General features: G+C 71.7%; 15 protein-coding genes. 7 read left to right on the top strand and 8 right to left on the bottom strand.

The window, feature by feature from the left end; all coding sequences use genetic code 11:
• Positions 1-91: 91 nt before the first annotated feature.
• The 3 genes from lpdA to ACFYPC_RS36095 all read right to left on the bottom strand — a co-directional run bounded on the left by lpdA (position 92) and on the right by ACFYPC_RS36095 (position 4,302).
• The gene (gene lpdA / locus ACFYPC_RS36105; protein WP_391891573.1) at positions 92-1,480 is read right to left on the bottom strand and encodes a dihydrolipoyl dehydrogenase; all 1,389 of its coding nucleotides are present in this window, start codon (positions 1,478-1,480) and stop codon (positions 92-94) included.
• Between the two features lie 265 nt (positions 1,481-1,745).
• On the bottom strand, positions 1,746-3,266 hold the full coding sequence (locus tag ACFYPC_RS36100) for a leucyl aminopeptidase (RefSeq protein WP_391891572.1): 1,521 nt from the start codon (positions 3,264-3,266) through the stop codon (positions 1,746-1,748).
• 253 nt (positions 3,267-3,519) lie between these two features.
• Positions 3,520-4,302: an adenosylcobinamide-GDP ribazoletransferase gene (locus ACFYPC_RS36095; RefSeq protein WP_391891571.1), complete on the bottom strand. Its 783-nt coding sequence runs from the start codon at positions 4,300-4,302 to the stop codon at positions 3,520-3,522.
• A gap of 71 nt (positions 4,303-4,373) precedes the next feature.
• Here ACFYPC_RS36095 and ACFYPC_RS36090 point away from each other — a divergent pair, with 71 nt between their 5' ends.
• On the top strand, positions 4,374-5,141 hold the full coding sequence (locus ACFYPC_RS36090) for a hypothetical protein (RefSeq protein ID WP_391891570.1): 768 nt from the start codon (positions 4,374-4,376) through the stop codon (positions 5,139-5,141).
• Positions 5,142-5,159: 18 nt separating this feature from the next.
• Here the strand turns inward: ACFYPC_RS36090 and cobT are convergent, their stop codons facing one another.
• On the bottom strand, positions 5,160-6,284 hold the full coding sequence (gene cobT, locus ACFYPC_RS36085; protein WP_391891569.1) for a nicotinate-nucleotide--dimethylbenzimidazole phosphoribosyltransferase: 1,125 nt from the start codon (positions 6,282-6,284) through the stop codon (positions 5,160-5,162).
• A gap of 176 nt (positions 6,285-6,460) precedes the next feature.
• On the opposite strand from cobT, the gene ACFYPC_RS36080 reads away from it, so the two are divergent.
• Entirely contained in the window at positions 6,461-7,540 is a 1,080-nt protein-coding gene (locus ACFYPC_RS36080) for a class I SAM-dependent methyltransferase (protein WP_391891568.1), read from the top strand.
• A gap of 7 nt (positions 7,541-7,547) precedes the next feature.
• Here ACFYPC_RS36080 and ACFYPC_RS36075 read toward each other — a convergent pair whose 3' ends face one another.
• Positions 7,548-8,750: a bifunctional adenosylcobinamide kinase/adenosylcobinamide-phosphate guanylyltransferase gene (locus tag ACFYPC_RS36075; protein ID WP_391891567.1), complete on the bottom strand. Its 1,203-nt coding sequence runs from the start codon at positions 8,748-8,750 to the stop codon at positions 7,548-7,550.
• A 113-nt stretch (positions 8,751-8,863) separates the two neighbouring features.
• On the opposite strand from ACFYPC_RS36075, the gene ACFYPC_RS36070 reads away from it, so the two are divergent.
• Positions 8,864-9,079: a hypothetical protein gene (locus ACFYPC_RS36070; RefSeq protein WP_391891566.1), complete on the top strand. Its 216-nt coding sequence runs from the start codon at positions 8,864-8,866 to the stop codon at positions 9,077-9,079.
• 124 nt (positions 9,080-9,203) lie between these two features.
• Here the strand turns inward: ACFYPC_RS36070 and ACFYPC_RS36065 are convergent, their stop codons facing one another.
• From ACFYPC_RS36065 to ACFYPC_RS36055, 3 genes are all read right to left on the bottom strand, one after another.
• Positions 9,204-10,286: a S1C family serine protease gene (locus tag ACFYPC_RS36065; RefSeq protein ID WP_391891565.1), complete on the bottom strand. Its 1,083-nt coding sequence runs from the start codon at positions 10,284-10,286 to the stop codon at positions 9,204-9,206.
• Between the two features lie 63 nt (positions 10,287-10,349).
• Positions 10,350-11,051, bottom strand: a complete 702-nt coding sequence (locus tag ACFYPC_RS36060; protein WP_391891585.1) for a class I SAM-dependent methyltransferase — start codon at positions 11,049-11,051, stop codon at positions 10,350-10,352.
• An 83-nt stretch (positions 11,052-11,134) separates the two neighbouring features.
• The gene (locus ACFYPC_RS36055) at positions 11,135-11,761 is read right to left on the bottom strand and encodes a DUF3043 domain-containing protein (RefSeq protein ID WP_391891564.1); all 627 of its coding nucleotides are present in this window, start codon (positions 11,759-11,761) and stop codon (positions 11,135-11,137) included.
• Positions 11,762-12,070: 309 nt separating this feature from the next.
• Between ACFYPC_RS36055 and ACFYPC_RS36050 the strand changes: the two genes are divergently transcribed.
• The 4 genes from ACFYPC_RS36050 to ACFYPC_RS36035 all read left to right on the top strand — a co-directional run bounded on the left by ACFYPC_RS36050 (position 12,071) and on the right by ACFYPC_RS36035 (position 15,346).
• The gene (locus ACFYPC_RS36050; protein WP_391891584.1) at positions 12,071-12,865 is read left to right on the top strand and encodes a PspA/IM30 family protein; all 795 of its coding nucleotides are present in this window, start codon (positions 12,071-12,073) and stop codon (positions 12,863-12,865) included.
• Between the two features lie 78 nt (positions 12,866-12,943).
• Positions 12,944-13,222 carry a hypothetical protein gene (locus ACFYPC_RS36045; RefSeq protein ID WP_391891563.1) on the top strand — a complete coding sequence of 93 codons (279 nt, stop codon included), beginning with the start codon at positions 12,944-12,946 and terminating at the stop codon, positions 13,220-13,222.
• 220 nt (positions 13,223-13,442) lie between these two features.
• Positions 13,443-14,666: a sensor histidine kinase gene (locus ACFYPC_RS36040; protein WP_391891562.1), complete on the top strand. Its 1,224-nt coding sequence runs from the start codon at positions 13,443-13,445 to the stop codon at positions 14,664-14,666.
• A complete protein-coding gene (locus tag ACFYPC_RS36035; protein ID WP_391891561.1) occupies positions 14,663-15,346 on the top strand; it encodes a response regulator in 684 nt (227 codons plus the stop codon). The genes ACFYPC_RS36040 and ACFYPC_RS36035 overlap by 4 nt, the downstream gene beginning before the upstream one ends.
• The last annotated feature ends 105 nt before the right edge of the window (positions 15,347-15,451 follow it).

Raw genomic sequence — 15,451 nt, 5'->3', positions numbered from 1 at the left:
TTAACGATGGTGCGGAAGTCTGTGGTCGTCGCGCCCAGGTGCGACGCGGTGACTGACGTACGGCCGGTGGCTGACGGACAGCCGGGGCCGGTCAGTCGTGCGAGTGCAGCGGCTTGCCCGCGAGGGCCAGGTGGGCCTCGCCGAGCGCCTCGCTCTGCGTCGGGTGCGCGTGGATGAGCTGCGCGACCTCGGACGGCAGCGCCTCCCAGTTGTAGATCAGCTGGGCTTCGCCGACCTGCTCGCCCATACGGTCACCGACCATGTGGACACCGACCACCGCACCGTCCTTCACCTGGACGAGCTTGATCTCGCCCGAGGTGTTGAGGATCTTGCTCTTGCCGTTGCCCGCGAGGTTGTACTTCAGAACGACGACCTTGTCCGCGCCGTAGATCTCCTTGGCCTTGGCCTCGGTGATCCCCACGGAGGCGACCTCCGGGTGGCAGTACGTCACCCGGGGGACACCGTCGTAGTCGATCGGAACAGTCTTGAGTCCGGCCAGACGCTCCGCCACCAGGATGCCCTCGGCGAAGCCGACGTGCGCGAGCTGGAGCGTCGGGACCAGGTCACCGACGGCGGAGACGGTCGGGACGTTCGTGCGCATGTACTCGTCGACCAGGACGTAGCCGCGGTCGAGCGCGACGCCCTGCTCCTCGTAACCGAGACCGGCCGAGACAGGACCGCGGCCGACGGCGACGAGCAGTACCTCGGCCTCGAACTCCTTGCCGTCGGCGAGGGTGACCTTGACGCCGTTCGCGGTGTACTCGGCCTTGGAGAAGAACGTGCCCAGGTTGAACTTGATGCCACGCTTGCGGAACGCGCGCTCAAGAAGCTTGGAGGAGTTCTCGTCCTCGAGCGGGGCGAGGTGCTTCAGACCCTCGATGATCGTGACGTCCGTGCCGAAGGACTTCCACGCGGAGGCGAACTCGACGCCGATGACGCCGCCGCCGAGCACGATCGCGGACTGCGGGACGCGGTCCAGGACCAGCGCGTGGTCGGAAGAGATGATGCGGTTGCCGTCGATCTCCAGACCCGGCAGCGACTTCGGCACGGAGCCGGTCGCCAGGAGCACGTGGCGGCCCTGGACACGCTGGCCGTTCACGTCGACCGACGTCGGGGAGGAGAGGCGGCCCTCACCCTCGATGTACGTCACCTTGCGGGAGGCGACAAGTCCCTGCAGGCCCTTGTACAGACCCGAGATGACCCCGTCCTTGTACTTGTGGACGGCCGCCACGTCGATGCCCTCGAAGGTGGCCTTGACACCGAACTGCTCGCTCTCGCGGGCCTGGTCGGCGATCTCGCCCGCATGCAGCAGGGCCTTGGTGGGAATGCACCCACGGTGCAGGCAGGTACCGCCGACCTTGTCCTTCTCGATCAGGGCGACGTCCAGACCCAGCTGGGCTCCGCGCAGCGCCGCGGCGTAACCGCCGCTACCGCCACCGAGAATCACTAGGTCGAAAACGGTGCTGGCGTCGTTCGCCACGTCACGTCCTCCATGCTGTGCGCCGTACGCCGGTCAGCTGTGACCGTGCGGCGGCTGGTGTCCGGCCGCTCTTTCTCCGGCCCTGTGGTGGGGGCCCTGTCCTGCCGAGAACCCATCTTCGCACTTGTCGGGGACAAGCGAGACGCCGGGCCGGTGTGTGACACGTCCCACCTGGTTCGCCAAGGGTCTGTTCAACGGCCCGTCAAGGGGACAAAACGGCCCCGGGGTGACTTGTCACCCCGGGGCCGCCTTTCATGCGGCCGACCTAGCCGAGATCGCCCGCGGCAGTCAGCTCGGCGAGCCGCACCAGCGTCCGCACCGCCGACCCCGTACCGCCCTTGGGGGTGTAGCCGAAGGGGCCGGACTCGTTGAAGGCGGGACCCGCGATGTCCAGATGCGCCCAGGTGATCCCCTCGCCCACGAACTCGCGCAGGAAGAGACCGGCCACCAGCCCGCCGCCCATCCGCTCACCCATGTTGGCGATGTCGGCCGTGGGGGAGTCCATCCCCTTGCGCAGGTGCTCGGGCAGCGGCATCGGCCAGGACTCCTCGCCGACCTCCGCCGCGGCCTCCACGATCGAGGCACGGAACGCGTCGTCGTTCGCCATGACACCGAACGTACGGTTGCCGAGCGCCAGGACCATCGCCCCCGTCAGCGTCGCCACGTCGATGATCGCGTCCGGCTTCTCCTCGGACGCCTTCCACAGCGCGTCGGCGAGGACGAGACGGCCCTCGGCGTCCGTGTTGAGGACCTCGACGGTCTTGCCGCTGTACATGCGGAGCACGTCGCCGGGGCGGGTCGCGGTACCGGAGGGCATGTTCTCGGCCAGCGCGAGCCAGCCGGTGACGTTGACCTCGAGACCCAGGCGGGCGGCGGCGACCACGGCGGCGAAGACGGCCGCCGCACCGCTCATGTCGCACTTCATCGTCTCGTTGTGCCCGGCGGGCTTGAGGGAGATGCCGCCCGAGTCGTAGGTGATGCCCTTGCCGACGAAGGCGAGGTGCTTGGTGGCCTTGGCGGAGGTGTACGACAGCTTCACCAGGCGGGGACCGGCGGCCGAGCCCTTGCCGACGCCGAGGATGCCGCCGTAGCCGCCCTTTTCGAGCGCCTTCTCGTCGAGCACCTGCACCTTGATGCCGTGCTCCTTGCCGGCCGCGCTGACGACGGCGGCGAAGGACTCCGGGTTGAGGTCGTTCGGCGGGGTGTTGATGAGGTCGCGGGCGCGGTTGAGCTCCTCGGTCACGGCGGTCGCGCGCGCGATCGCGGCCTTGTACGCCGCGTCGCGGGGCTTGCCGCCGATGAGCGTGGCCTCGCCGAGCGGGGCCTTGCCGTTCTTGGCGCCGTTGCCGTTCTCCTTGTACGCGTCGAAGGCGTACGCGCCGAGGCGGGCGCCCTCGGCGACGGCACCGGCGTCGGCGGGGTCCGGGATCGGCAGGGCGAACGCGGCCTTCTTGGCACCGGCGAGGACGCGGGCGGCGGCACCGGCGGCGCGGCGCAGCACCTCGGCGTCGTATGTGTCGTCCTGCTCCGGGACCGCTCCCAGGCCGACGGCCACAACGACCGGGGCCTTGAAACCGGAGGGCGCGGGCAGTTTCGTCACCTCGCCCTCGGCCCCCGAGGCGCCGAGAGTCTCCAGGATGCCGGCGAGCCCGCCGTCGTACGCCTTGTCCACGGCCTCGGCGCCCGGTGCGACGACCGGGCCTTCGGGGCCCTTCGCGACACCGACGACGATGGCGTCGGCCCGCAGACCGGACGCTGCGGCGGTGCTGAGAGTGAGAGCAGTCACGGTGGTGAAATCTCGCTTCCGTTGAAGTTGCTGCGGCCGAATCTGGGTGGGTCGACCGGGCCCGGCAATCGACCCTGGATCCGGCCCTGAGGGCGGGCCTCACCGGGGCAGGGCAAGTACCAGTGCCGAGCCTACGCTCGGGGCCGGGTCCGGCTCATACCGGCAGGTGTTCACCGCAAAGTGGCGGCGATGCCGCTCTCGCGCCGCTCGCTTCCGGTGCTTCCGCCGCACTGGACGTGTCGGTCCCTGGGGCTCACCCCAGTGAGAGCACCACGAGCGCTGTCGTCGCCGCCGTCTCGGCGAGGGCGCCGAAGACGTCGCCCGTGATTCCGCCGAAGCGGCGCGTGCAGTGGCGCAGCAGCAGTTCGGCGGCGGCGCAGGCGGCGAGCACCGCGAGCGCGGTGCGCACCAGGTCGTCCGTCCCCAAGAGCGCCCCGGCGCCGGCCGCCGCGGCGGTGACGGCGGCCGTCACCAGCAGGGCTCCGCGCACCGGTACCGTGCCCGCGACCGCGGCGCCCAGGCCCTCGGGGCGGGCCGGCGGCACTCCGTCGCGGGCGGCCAGGGTGAGGGCGAGGCGGGCCGCGGTCGCCGACACGACGGCCGCGAGCGCGCCCCGGGCCCAGGAGGTGTCGTACGCCTGGAAGAGCGCGGCCACCTGGGCGAGCAGTACGAAGAGCAGGGTGATCACGCCGAAGGGGCCGATGTCCGACTGCTTCATGATCCGCAGCGCGTCCTCGGCGGGCTTGCCGCTGCCGAGGCCGTCCGCGGTGTCGGCGAGCCCGTCCAGGTGCAGACCGCGGGTGAGGGCTGCCGGGACGGCGGCGGTGGCCACGGCGGCAAGGAGCGGGCCCGCGCCCGTCGCGAGCAGCGTCACGCCCACCAGGGCCGCGCCCGCCCCGACGACCAGCCCGGCCAGGGGTGCGCAGAGCATGCCGCCGCGCGCGGCCTCGCGGTCCCAGCGGGTCACCGTCACGGGGAGCACGGTGAGGGTGCCGAAGGCGAAGCGCAGGCTGTCGGAAAGGGGGGTCCTGGACACCGGCGCAGGTTATCCGGCCATGCGAGGAGTGCCCGCGCCGGTGGGCGACGGCCATGGATAAAGTGCGCAATATGGGTCATTGGCTGCACCGGAACATCGTCGAGCCGGGGAAACTGCCGCTTCTGCTGGCACTCGCCTCCTTCGTGCTGACCTTTGTGATCACCCGGGTCATCGTCCGGCTGATCCGGGCGGGCAAGGGCCCGTTCGGCAACGTGAAGGCGGGCGATCTGCACATCCACCATGTCGTCCCGGGCGTCGTGCTCACGGTGATCGGCGGTTTCGGGGCGGTGGCCAGCAGCCGGCACGGCTTCGGCGCGGCCGCGTTCGCCGTGGTGTTCGGGATGGGCGCGGGCCTGGTGCTCGACGAGTTCGCGCTGATCCTGCATCTCGACGACGTCTACTGGACCGAGGAGGGGCGCAAGAGCGTCGAGGTCGTCGCGGTCACGGCGGCGCTGGGCGGCCTGGCGCTAGGCGGGTTCCTGCCGTTCGGCGTCAACGACCTCAGCCAGCAGGAACTCCAGGACCGTGGCGGCGTGATCCTGAGCATCCTCGTCAACTTCGCCTTCGCGCTGCTCGCCCTGAGCAAGGGCAAGGCCCGGCTGGCGATCTTCGGCGTCGTCGTCCCGTTCGTCGCCATCGTCGGCGCGGTCAGGCTGGCCCGCCCCGGCTCGCCCTGGGCCAAGCGCTTCTACCGGCGCCGGCCCCGCGCCCGGGCCAGATCCACCCTGCGCGCCTACCATCACGACCGCCGCTGGGCCGGCCCCCGCCGCAGGCTTCAGGACTGGATCGGCGGCAAACCGGACCCCGAGCCCGTCCGCTCCCTGCCCGGCGGCCGGTGACGCGCGGCGCCCCCTCGGCTACTCCGCTTCCTTCTCCTGCCCGGAGAGCACTTCCTGGTCGGAGTCCTCTTCATGTTCATGGCCGGCGGTCTCCGGCGACGGCTTCTCCGGAAGGTCCGCCGCCAGCGCGGCAGCCGCCTGGACGAGGGGCAGCGCGAGGAGGGCGCCCGCGCCCTCGCCGACCGTGACCCCGTGGTCGAGCAGCGGCTCCAGGGCCATCCGGTCCAGGGCCTTCGCCTGCGCCGGCTCCCCGCTGTTCTGGCCCGCCAGCCACCAGTCCGGCGCCCGGAAGGCGACCCGCTGGCCGACCAGGGCGCAGGCGGCCGAGACGACCCCGTCGAGGATCACCGGCATCTTGCGCACCGCGCTCTGCAGCAGGAACCCGGTCATCGCCGCGAGATCGGCCCCGCCGACCACCGCGAGGAGTTGCAGTTGATCCCCGAGCACCGGCCGGGCCCGCCGCAGCGCATCCCGCACGGCCGCGCACTTGCGCATCCACGCGAGGTCGTCGATGGCCTGGCCGCCCCGCCCGGTGACCACGGACGCGTCGGTCCCGCACAGCGCGGCGACCAGCACCGCGGCCGCAGTGGTGCCGCCGACGCTGATGTCGCCCAGTACCACCAGATCCGTACCGGAGTCCGCTTCCTCGTCCGCGATGGCGACCCCGGCGCGGAACGCGGCCTCGGCCTCCTCCGGCGTCAGCGCGTCCTCGACGTCGATACGGCCCGATCCACGCCGCACCCGATGCCGTACGACCTCGTCGGGCAGCCCCTCCGGCGCGCAGTCCAGCGCCATGTCGACCACCCGCACCGGAACGCCGAGCCGGCGGGCGAGGATCGACGCCGGGCTCGCACCTTCCAGGACCGACCGCACCAACCGGTCGGCGCTGCCCGCGGGCCGCGCCGACACACCGAGTTCGGCGACCCCGTGGTCGCCCGCGAACAGCACCGCCCGCGGGCGCTCGATCTGCCGCACCGGCACCACGCCCTGCGCCGCCGCCAGCCACTCACCCAGGTCGTCGAGGCGGCCCAGTGCGCCGGGCGGCACGATCTGGCGCTCCCGGTGCGCCTCGGCGTCGCGGCGGACGCCTCCGTCGGGGCGCTCGATCAGATCGGTGAAGTCATCGAGATTAAGCGAGCTCATTCGCCGAACAGTACCGGCAGCGATCGAACACCTCCGCGCCACGTCGTTGCACCTGGGACTGCCATTCAATACGTACCTTTTATGTCTGATTGTCGTGCGGCTCGTCGTCCCCCACAGAAGCAAGTCGTCCCCCACCGGAGCACCAGTCGCCCCCCACCGGAGCACCAGGAGCACTCATGCCCCCCACCCCGCAGTCGACCGCAGAACGCCGGGCCGCCTGGCTGAGCGAACTCGCCCAGGGCACCGACCGGTTCCACGAACCGCGCCGGGACGACTGCCCCTGGTGCGGCTCGAAGCGGCTGCGCACCCGGCTCCGTACGCCGGACCTGCGGCAGCGCAAACCCGGCACCTTCGTCGTCGACGAGTGCGGGGACTGCGCCCACGCCTTCCAGAACCCCCGGCTGACGGCGGAAGGGGTGGCCTTCTACCACCGGGACCACCACCCCGACCTCCAGGCGGACGCATCCGACGGTCTCGCCGACCGCATCCTCGCCGCCCGCGCCGGACGCGCACGCCACCTGGCCGCGGCCCGCGCGATGCTGCCGTACTGCGAGCCGGAGAGCTGGCTCGACGTGGGCACCGGGCACGGGTACTTCCCGGCGGTGGCCAGGGAGATCCACCCGTACACCGCCTTCGACGGCCTCGATCCCACCCGGCGCGTCGAGAAGGCGCGGGCCGCCGGGCGGGTGGAGGAGGCGCACCGCGGCAAGCTCACCGACCCGGAGACCGCCGAGCGGCTGCGAGCCCGCTACGACGTCGTCAGCATGTTCCACCACCTGGAGCACACCCCGGACCCGCGCGAGGAACTGCGCGCCGCGCTGACGGTGCTGCGCCCCGGCGGCCACCTCCTCGTCGAAGTCCCGGACCCCGACTGCGCGTTCGGCGTGCTCCTCGGCAAGTGGTGGGTGTCGTACGGCCAGCCGCGCCACCTCCACCTGATGCCGCTGCCCAATCTGCTGGCGGAGCTCGAATCGCTCGGCTGCGAGACCGTCTCGACGAACCGCCGGGAACCACACGTTCCGTACGACCTCTCAGGCGCCGTCGCCCTGGCCCTCAGCCGCGTCCTCCCCGGCCTCGACGCCCCCTGGCGCCCGGTGCCGCCCACCGCCCTGCAACGCCGCCTCCGCACAGCCCTGACCCGAGCGGCCCTCCCCCTCCTGGCCTCGGCCGCCGCCCTGGACCACACGCTCGCCCCGCTTCTGCGCCGCACCCGCTTCTCCAACGCGTACCGCGTCATCGTCCGCCGGCAGCCGTGAGCCGCCCTCAACCGCGCAGTACGAGCGACTGCCCCGCCACCACCAGCAGCAGGTGCTCGCACTCCGCCCCGAACCCCGCGTTCAGCCGACCCAGTTCGTCCCGGTAGCGCCGGCCCGAAGCCGTGGCCGGCACGATCCCCGACCCGACCTCGTTGGAGACGGCGACAACCGTGCGGCGCGTCCGTCGCACGGCGGACGTCAGTTCCGCCACCCGGGCCCGCAGCGCACGCTCCCCGCCGCCGGACCACTCCGCGTCGTCCCAGGCGTTCACGGAGTCCATCGCGTCGGTCAGCCACAGGGAGAGGCAGTCGATGAGCAGAGGGGGGCCGTCCGCGTCCAGGAGGGGGACGAGGTCGCAGGTCTCGGTGGTGCGCCAGGAGCCGGGGCGTCGCTCGCGGTGGACGTGCACGCGCGACGCCCACTCGTGGTCCCCGTTGCGGCAGCCGCCCGTCGCGACGTACACGACGTCCGGGAAGGCCTCCAGCCTGCGCTCCGCCTCCACCGACTTGCCGGAGCGCGCGCCGCCCAGCACCAGGGTGCGGCGCGGCACGTCGGGGACGTCCTCGTAGACACCCACGTCCAGCGTCGCCCCGTCCGGCACGGCCCGCGCACCCGCCGCAGCCAGCCGCCGCCGCAGCTCGGCGCCCGGCGGCACGTCGTGGTCGAGATGCACCGCGATCACGTCCGTCGCCGGTCCGACAGCGCCCACCGCGCGCAGCTTCGCCAGGGCGTCCGGGCGCCCCACGACATCGGCGAGCACCATGTCGTACGCCGGGTCGCCGTTCACGTCGAGCCCGGCGGGCGCCGCGCCGGGCGGCAGGTACAGCAGCCGCTGCCCGTCGGGTCCGGTCACCGCGTACCCCGTGCCGGGCGCGTCCATCGGCACCGCCCGCACCCGGTGCCCGGTGAGCAGCGCCAACTCCCGCCCGTCGGGCACCCGGCCGGGCTGCGGCAGACCGGCAGGCACCTCGACCGCGGGGCCGTCGTGCGGGTGCGAGAGCAGCACCTGTCGTACGCCGCCCAGTGAGTGCCCGGCGCGGGCGGCCGCGAGCGCCGCGCCCGGGGTGAGGTCGAGCAGCAGCGTGCCGTCCACGAGCAGCGCGGTCGCCGCCCGCGCGTGCTCGCCGAGCGCGGTCGCGCAGGCCGCGCAGGGGCAGTCGGGACGGGGCAGGCCCTCAGGGGCTCCGGTGCCGAGCAGAGTCAGTTCCACGGGGATGATTTTCGCGTGTCCGCGCAGGTCTTGCCCGCCCGACTAGGCTTCGGGCAGGAGCCGGATCTTGTCCGGCTTCCGCTGTGCAGTGTGCTCATATCTGGGAGGCGTACATGGCGGAATGGACGTGGCGGTTCGAGAAGGCCGACGGGACAGAGGTCCAACCCGTGGTGCAGCCCGAGGAGTTCACCACGCAGGGGGACGCCGAGTCCTGGATCGGCGAGGTGTGGAAGGAGCTCCTGGAGGGCGGTGCGGAACAGGTGTTCCTCTTCGAGGACAGCACGCAGATCTACGGCCCGATGAGCCTGCGCGAGGCATCTGAGGCGTAGGCCGGTCGAGGCCGCCGGGCCTGCGCGCCGCTTCGGCGGCGTCGGCAGGCCGCTGTGGCGGCGGGGTGCCGGGTACTGCCCCGGCATCCCGCGTGTCCCCCGCTCTGCTGCTCGTCACTGCTCGCTACTGCTCGCCCAAGGTCACGTCCACCGTCTTCTCGCTGCCGTCCCTCGTGTACGTCACCGGTGTCCTGTCGCCCGGCTTCTGGGCGGCGAGCGCCTCGGAGAGCGAGGTGATCGTGGTGATGTCGGTGTCCCCGAGACCGGTGATGATGTCGCCCGGCTCGATGCCCGCCTTGTCGGCCGCGCCGCCGCTCTTCACCTCGACCACGGCGACCCCCGCGGCCTGGAGCTGGTCGTCGACGACCGTACGGGCCGTGATGCCGAGCGCGGCCCGGCCCGAGTCGGTGACCTTGCCGTCCTTGACGATCTGGTCGGCGACCTTGGTGACCATCGACGCGGGGATCGCGAAGCCGATGCCGGGCGCCGTGCTGTCCCCGAGGTCGGGGTCGGTCGCGGCGAGCGTGGGAATGCCGATGACCTGGCCGTCGAGGTTGACCAGCGCGCCGCCGCTGTTGCCCGGGTTGATGGCCGCCGAGGTCTGGACCATGTTCGCGATGGTCGCGCCGGTCCCACCGCCGGTGCTGCCCTCGCTGACGGTGCGTCCGGTCGCCGACACGATGCCCTGGGTCACGCTGGACGACAGCCCGAGCGGTGAGCCCATCGCCAGCACGATCTGGCCGACCTCGACCTTCGAGGAGTCTCCGAAGGACGCCGCCTTGAGCCCGTCCGGCACCTTGTCCAGTTTGATGACTGCGAGATCCTGCTCCGGGTAGGCGTACACGAGCGTCGCCGTCTGCTCGGTCTCGTTGTTGGCGGTCGTGACCTTGAACGTCTTCTCGTCCCCGACCACGTGCGCGTTGGTGACGATGTGCCCGTTGTCGTCGTACACCACCCCGGACCCCAGATCACTGCTGGCCTGGATCTGCACCACCGACGGCAGCACGTCCTTGATCACCTTCAGGTAGTCGTCCTGGAGGTCGCTCGCCGCGGCCGGGGCCGCCGCCTGCGTCGTCGTGCCGTCCTTCGCGGGCGAGGATCCGGAACCGGACGAGCAGCCCGAGAGCAGGGCGGCGGAGCAGGCGAGCACGGCCAGGGGGACGTACAGACGAGCACGGGTACGAGCACGGTCACGGGAAGCGTCCATGACCGAAGTGTCCCTTTGGAGGGCTTTTCCCGACCTGCGGTGCGCACCCGAACGGGTCGGTCGTCAGCCCCGCACTCCGCACAGGTGCAGCAACGCCGCCACCTGACGATAGGGATCGGTCCGCCCGGCCCGCTCCTCCGCGGCCAGCAGGCTGTCCAGGTCCGCGGGGACGGGATCCCCGTCGGCCGCGGTGTCCGTGAAGACCCGCACGCCGTACCAGGCGTGCAGGGGCGCACCGATCCCGGCGAGGGTCGAGGTCAGCGTGGAGAGCCGGTCGGCGCGCACGGCGAGACCGAGCCGGTTCGTGTAAACGGTGGTGTCGAACGCCGTCAGCGCCACCGCCCAGTCCCCGGACAGCCCGGGCCGCAGGGCCAGCGCGTCCGCGTTGCGGACGAGCAGGGAGAGCAGCCCGCCGGAGGCCAGCATCCGCGCGAGGCCCGCCAGCAGCGGGTCGGGCTCCTGGACGTACATCAGTACGCCGTGGCACAGCACCACGTCGAAGCTTCCCGGCAGGAAGTGGACACCCGTCTCGCGCCCGTCGCCCTCGATGAGGCGTACCCGCCCCTGGATGCCCTCGGGCTCGGCGGCCAGCGCTTCCCGGGCCACCGCGAGCATCTTCGCGTCCTGTTCGAGCCCCGTCACCTGATGCCCCGCCCGGGCCAGCCGCAGCGCCTGCGTGCCCTGGCCCATCCCGACGTCGAGCACCCGCAGCCGCTGCCCGACGGGAAACCGCCCGGCTATCTGCTCGTCGAGCTGCCGGGCCACCAGCTCCTGTCGTACGACATCACGCAGTCCGCCCAGCTTGTTCAGCCAGGCATCCACCGCGCCCCCGGAGAAAGAAGCCGTGCTCAGGGCCGCTCTCCGCGCTTGACCTGCGGCTTCGGCAGCCGGAGTCGACGCATCTGGAGGGTGCGCATCAGCGCGTAGGCGACCGCGCCCTTCTTGGGCAGGTCGGGGTAGCGGGTGTTCAGCTGCTTCTTCAGCCGGATCGCGATGCCGACCGAGTCGACCACGATCAGCAGGATGACCACGAGCCACAGCAGCAGCGCGATGTTCTGCAGCGAGCCCACCCGCACCATGCTCAGCACGAGGATGACCACGGCGAGCGGCAGGAAGAACTCGGCGACGCAGAACCGCGAGTCCACGAAGTCGCGCGCGAACTTCCGCACCGGCCCCTTGTCACGGGCGGGCAGATAGCGCTCGTCACCGCTGGCCAGCGCCGCACGCTGGCGCTCCATCGCGGAGCGACGCTCGTCGCGCTGCCGCTTCGACGCCTCCTTGCGCGTCGTCGGCGTGTTCGCCACGCTCCGACGCTGGGTCTGGGCCTCACTGCGCTTGGGCGTGGGGCGGCCCTTGGGGGCCTGCGGATCACGGGTCTGCTTGGAGTCGGTCACCAGCGCCTTGTCGGCGGGTGCCTTCTCTTCCTTCGCACGGCTTCGGAACACAAAACCCAAGGGTACGCGGTGTGTGCGCATGGACGTCATTCGAGTGGGGAACGATCCGGCAACACCGTACGTCTGTACTGGGAAAGTACTGGGACAGAGGGGACGTTGCGCATGGTTTCGCCGGGTGGGCTCGCAGGAATTCCCCAGGTGTTCCCCGGGAACCCCTGGTGGACCCCGAGGTTCACCTACTCCCTACGCCGGAGCGGTGCCGTTCGCAGTCGTCCTTGGGGATGAGCGCATCCGTCCCCGAACAGTGCGGTAATGGATGCAGGGCCCGTACTGTGGGTTCTGTTGCAGTACCTGGAGCTGGAGTCCGTCAGAAGGGGGCGCGCGAAGCCCATGAGCGGTGTCATGAAGCGTATGGGGATGATCTTCCGCGCGAAGGCGAACAAGGCCCTTGACCGGGCCGAGGACCCGCGCGAAACCCTCGATTACTCGTACCAGAAGCAGCTGGAGCTGCTTCAGAAGGTGCGCCGCGGTGTCGCCGACGTGGCGACCAGCCGCAAGCGCCTGGAACTGCAGCTGAACCAGCTCCAGAACCAGTCCTCCAAGCTGGAGGACCAGGGCCGCAAGGCGCTCGCGCTCGGCCGGGAGGACCTGGCCCGTGAGGCGCTGTCGCGCCGGGCCGCGCTCACCCAGCAGGTCACCGACCTGGAGACGCAGCACACGACTCTCCAGGGCGAGGAGGAGAAGCTCACCCTCGCGGCGCAGCGGCTCCAGGCCAAGGTGGACGCCTTCCGCACGAAGAAGGAGACCATCAAGGCCACGTACACCGCCGCCCAGGCGCAGACCCGGATCGGGGAGGCCTTCTCCGGCATCTCCGAGGAGATGGGCGACGTCGGCATGGCGATCCAGCGCGCCGAGGACAAGACCGCGCAGCTCCAGGCGCGGGCCGGCGCGATCGACGAGCTGCTCGCCTCGGGCGCCCTCGACGACCAGTCGGGTCTGGCCAAGGACGACATCCAGACCGAGCTGGACCGGCTCTCCGGTGGTACGGATGTAGAGCTGGAGCTGCAGCGCATGAAGGCCGAGCTGGCCGGTGGCTCCGCGTCGAAGCCGGCGATCGAGGGCGGCACGGGTCAGGGCCAGTCGCAGTCCCAGCCGCAGGACACCCCTCGCTTCGACAAGCAGTGACGAGCAGTGACAAGTGACAAGCAGTGATGGGCAGTGACAAGCGGTAACGAGCGGTAACCCACGCCTTAGGAGGGCGACATGATCGTACGGATCATGGGGGAGGGGCAGGTGAGGCTGGACGACAGCCACCTCACCGAACTGAACAAGCTGGACGACGAGCTGCTCGCCGAGATCGAGAGCGGCGACGAGCCCGGCTTCCGCCGCACCCTGGGTGCCCTCCTGGAGGAGGTCCGCCGCCTCGGCGCCCCGCTCCCCGACGACGCCCTCCACCCGTCCGGACTGATCCTCCCCTCCCCGGACGCGACCCTCGAAGAGGTCCGCGAAATGCTGAGCGACGACGGGCTGATCCCCGGCTGACGGTCAGGTCCCTGACGGTCAGGTCCCTGGATTTTCAGCCCGTCCGGCGTTTGAGGACGAGCGCGTTCAGCGCGATGCGGGGGTCTGGGGGCGGCAGCCCCCAGAAGCAAGGGACGGGTAGGGGCGGAGGGGGCGAAAACCCACCCAGCCCCACCCCGCGGACCGGGGATACCGGCTACCACCGTTCCAAGCCCCGCACGGGCCCCGTACCGTGAAGCGGGTGAGCACGCTACAGCGGACCAGGTGCAGAGCCCGCGCCCACCCCCTCGCCGTGGACGCCACCCTCGCGGCCGGCGTCCTCGTCTGCATGCTGGCCGGCTCCTTCGTCGACCCGCACGGCGAGAACGGCGCGACCTGGCTCACCCGCACCCCGAACGCCCTCAGCCTCACGCTGATGGTGCTCGGCGCGGCAGCCCTGGTACTCCGCCGCCGCGCCCCCCGTACCGTCCTCGCCGCGACGAGCGCCTTCTCCCTGGTGGAGTTGGTGGTCGGCGACCCCAGGGCCCCGGTGACGATGTCCGCCGTCGTGGCCCTCTTCACGGTCGCCTCGGCCACGGACCGCCACACCGCCTGGCGCGTGGGCCTGCTCACGATGACCGTCCTCACGGGTGCGGCGATGCTCGCGGGCCCGCTGTCCTGGTACGCCCAGGAGAACCTGGGCATCTTCGCCTGGACCGGCATGGCAGCCGCCGCGGGCGACGCCGTACGCAGCCGCCGCGCCTTCGTGGACGCCATACGGGAACGCGCGGAACGAGCGGAACGGACCAGGGAGGAAGAGGCCCGCCGCCGCGTGGCCGAGGAGCGACTGCGGATCGCCCGCGATCTGCACGATGTCGTCGCGCACCACATCGCCCTGGTCAATGTGCAGGCCGGAGTCGCCGCCCATGTGATGGACAAGCGGCCCGACCAGGCCAAGGAGGCGCTCGCGCACGTACGCGAGGCCAGTCGCTCCGCCCTCAACGAACTCCGCGCCACCGTCGGCCTGTTGAGGCAGACCGGTGACCCGGAGGCCCCCACCGAGCCCGCCCCGGGCCTCGGCCGCCTCGACGAACTCGCCGACACCTTCCGCAACGCGGGCCTCCCGGTCGAGGTGGTCCGCGACCACGGCACCACGCTGCCCGCCGCCGTGGACCTTGCCGCGTACCGCGTCATCCAGGAGGCCCTGACCAATGTGCAGAAGCACGCGGGCCCGGAGGCGAAGGCCGAGGTCAGCGTCGTGCGCGTCGGGCCCGATGTGGAGGTGACGGTCCTGGACAACGGGCCCGGGCAGTCCGCCGAGCACGAGCCGGAGGAGGGCGGCGGGCACGGGCTGCTCGGGATGCGGGAGCGGGTCACCGCGCTCGGCGGGAGATGCACGGCGGGTCCCCGCTACGGAGGCGGCTTCCGGGTCCATGCGACCCTTCCGGTCAAGACCCGCATGCCCGCCATGGAAGGCTCCGTATGACCATCCGTGTCCTGCTCGCCGACGACCAGGCGTTGCTGCGCAGCGCCTTCCGGGTGCTCGTCGACTCCGAGCCCGACATGGAGGTGGTCGGCGAGGCGTCCGACGGCGCCGAGGCCGTGCGCCTGGTGCGGCAGGAGCGCGCCGACATCGTCCTGATGGACATCCGGATGCCGGGGACCGACGGGCTGGCCGCCACCCGGCTGATCTCCGCCGACCCGGGGCTCGCGCACGTACGGGTCGTGATGCTGACGACGTTCGAGGTCGACGAGTACGTGGTGCAGTCGCTGCGTGCCGGCGCGTCCGGGTTCCTCGGCAAGGGGGCCGAGCCGGAGGAGCTGCTGGCCGCGATCCGGATCGCGGCGGGCGGCGAGGCGCTGCTGTCCCCGGCGGCGACCAAGGGCCTGATCGCCAAGTTCCTCGCGCAGGGCGACGGCCTGGACGACGACCGGGACCCGGCCCGCGCCGAGCGGCTCGACGCGCTCACCGGGCGCGAGCGCGAGGTGCTCGTACAGGTCGCCGGCGGGCACTCCAACGACGAGATCGCCGAGCGGCTGGAGGTCAGCCCGCTGACGGTGAAGACGCACGTCAACCGGGCCATGGCCAAGCTGGGCGCGCGCGACCGCGCTCAACTGGTCGTGATCGCGTACGAGTCGGGGCTGGTACGCCCCAGGATGGACTGAGCCCCACCCGCATGTACTGCGCCTGGAGTAGGTTCCGCATAAGGAAATGGACCTGGGGGCGACGGAACAGCCACCGGTGATGGCTCAAGGTGTGAGCGGGGGTGC

The organism is Streptomyces sp. NPDC005808 (assembly GCF_042871385.1).
GTDB lineage: Bacteria > Actinomycetota > Actinomycetes > Streptomycetales > Streptomycetaceae > Streptomyces.
Note: the sequence above shows the minus strand (reverse complement) of the source record. Positions and strands in the feature narration are given on the sequence as shown.

What these genes read in the sequence shown, in the direction of transcription:
- ACFYPC_RS36070 (WP_391891566.1), top strand. Translation starts at nt 8,864, where the DNA reads ATGGCGGAATGGACGTGGCGGTTCGAGAAGGCCGACGGGACAGAGGTC.
- ACFYPC_RS36045 (WP_391891563.1), top strand. Translation starts at nt 12,944, where the DNA reads ATGATCGTACGGATCATGGGGGAGGGGCAGGTGAGGCTGGACGACAGC.
- ACFYPC_RS36080 (WP_391891568.1), top strand. Translation starts at nt 6,461, where the DNA reads ATGCCCCCCACCCCGCAGTCGACCGCAGAACGCCGGGCCGCCTGGCTG.
- ACFYPC_RS36090 (WP_391891570.1), top strand. Translation starts at nt 4,374, where the DNA reads ATGGGTCATTGGCTGCACCGGAACATCGTCGAGCCGGGGAAACTGCCG.
- ACFYPC_RS36065 (WP_391891565.1), bottom strand. Translation starts at nt 10,286, where the DNA reads ATGGACGCTTCCCGTGACCGTGCTCGTACCCGTGCTCGTCTGTACGTC.
- ACFYPC_RS36055 (WP_391891564.1), bottom strand. Translation starts at nt 11,761, where the DNA reads ATGCGCACACACCGCGTACCCTTGGGTTTTGTGTTCCGAAGCCGTGCG.
- ACFYPC_RS36050 (WP_391891584.1), top strand. Translation starts at nt 12,071, where the DNA reads ATGAGCGGTGTCATGAAGCGTATGGGGATGATCTTCCGCGCGAAGGCG.
- cobT (WP_391891569.1), bottom strand. Translation starts at nt 6,284, where the DNA reads ATGAGCTCGCTTAATCTCGATGACTTCACCGATCTGATCGAGCGCCCC.
- ACFYPC_RS36035 (WP_391891561.1), top strand. Translation starts at nt 14,663, where the DNA reads ATGACCATCCGTGTCCTGCTCGCCGACGACCAGGCGTTGCTGCGCAGC.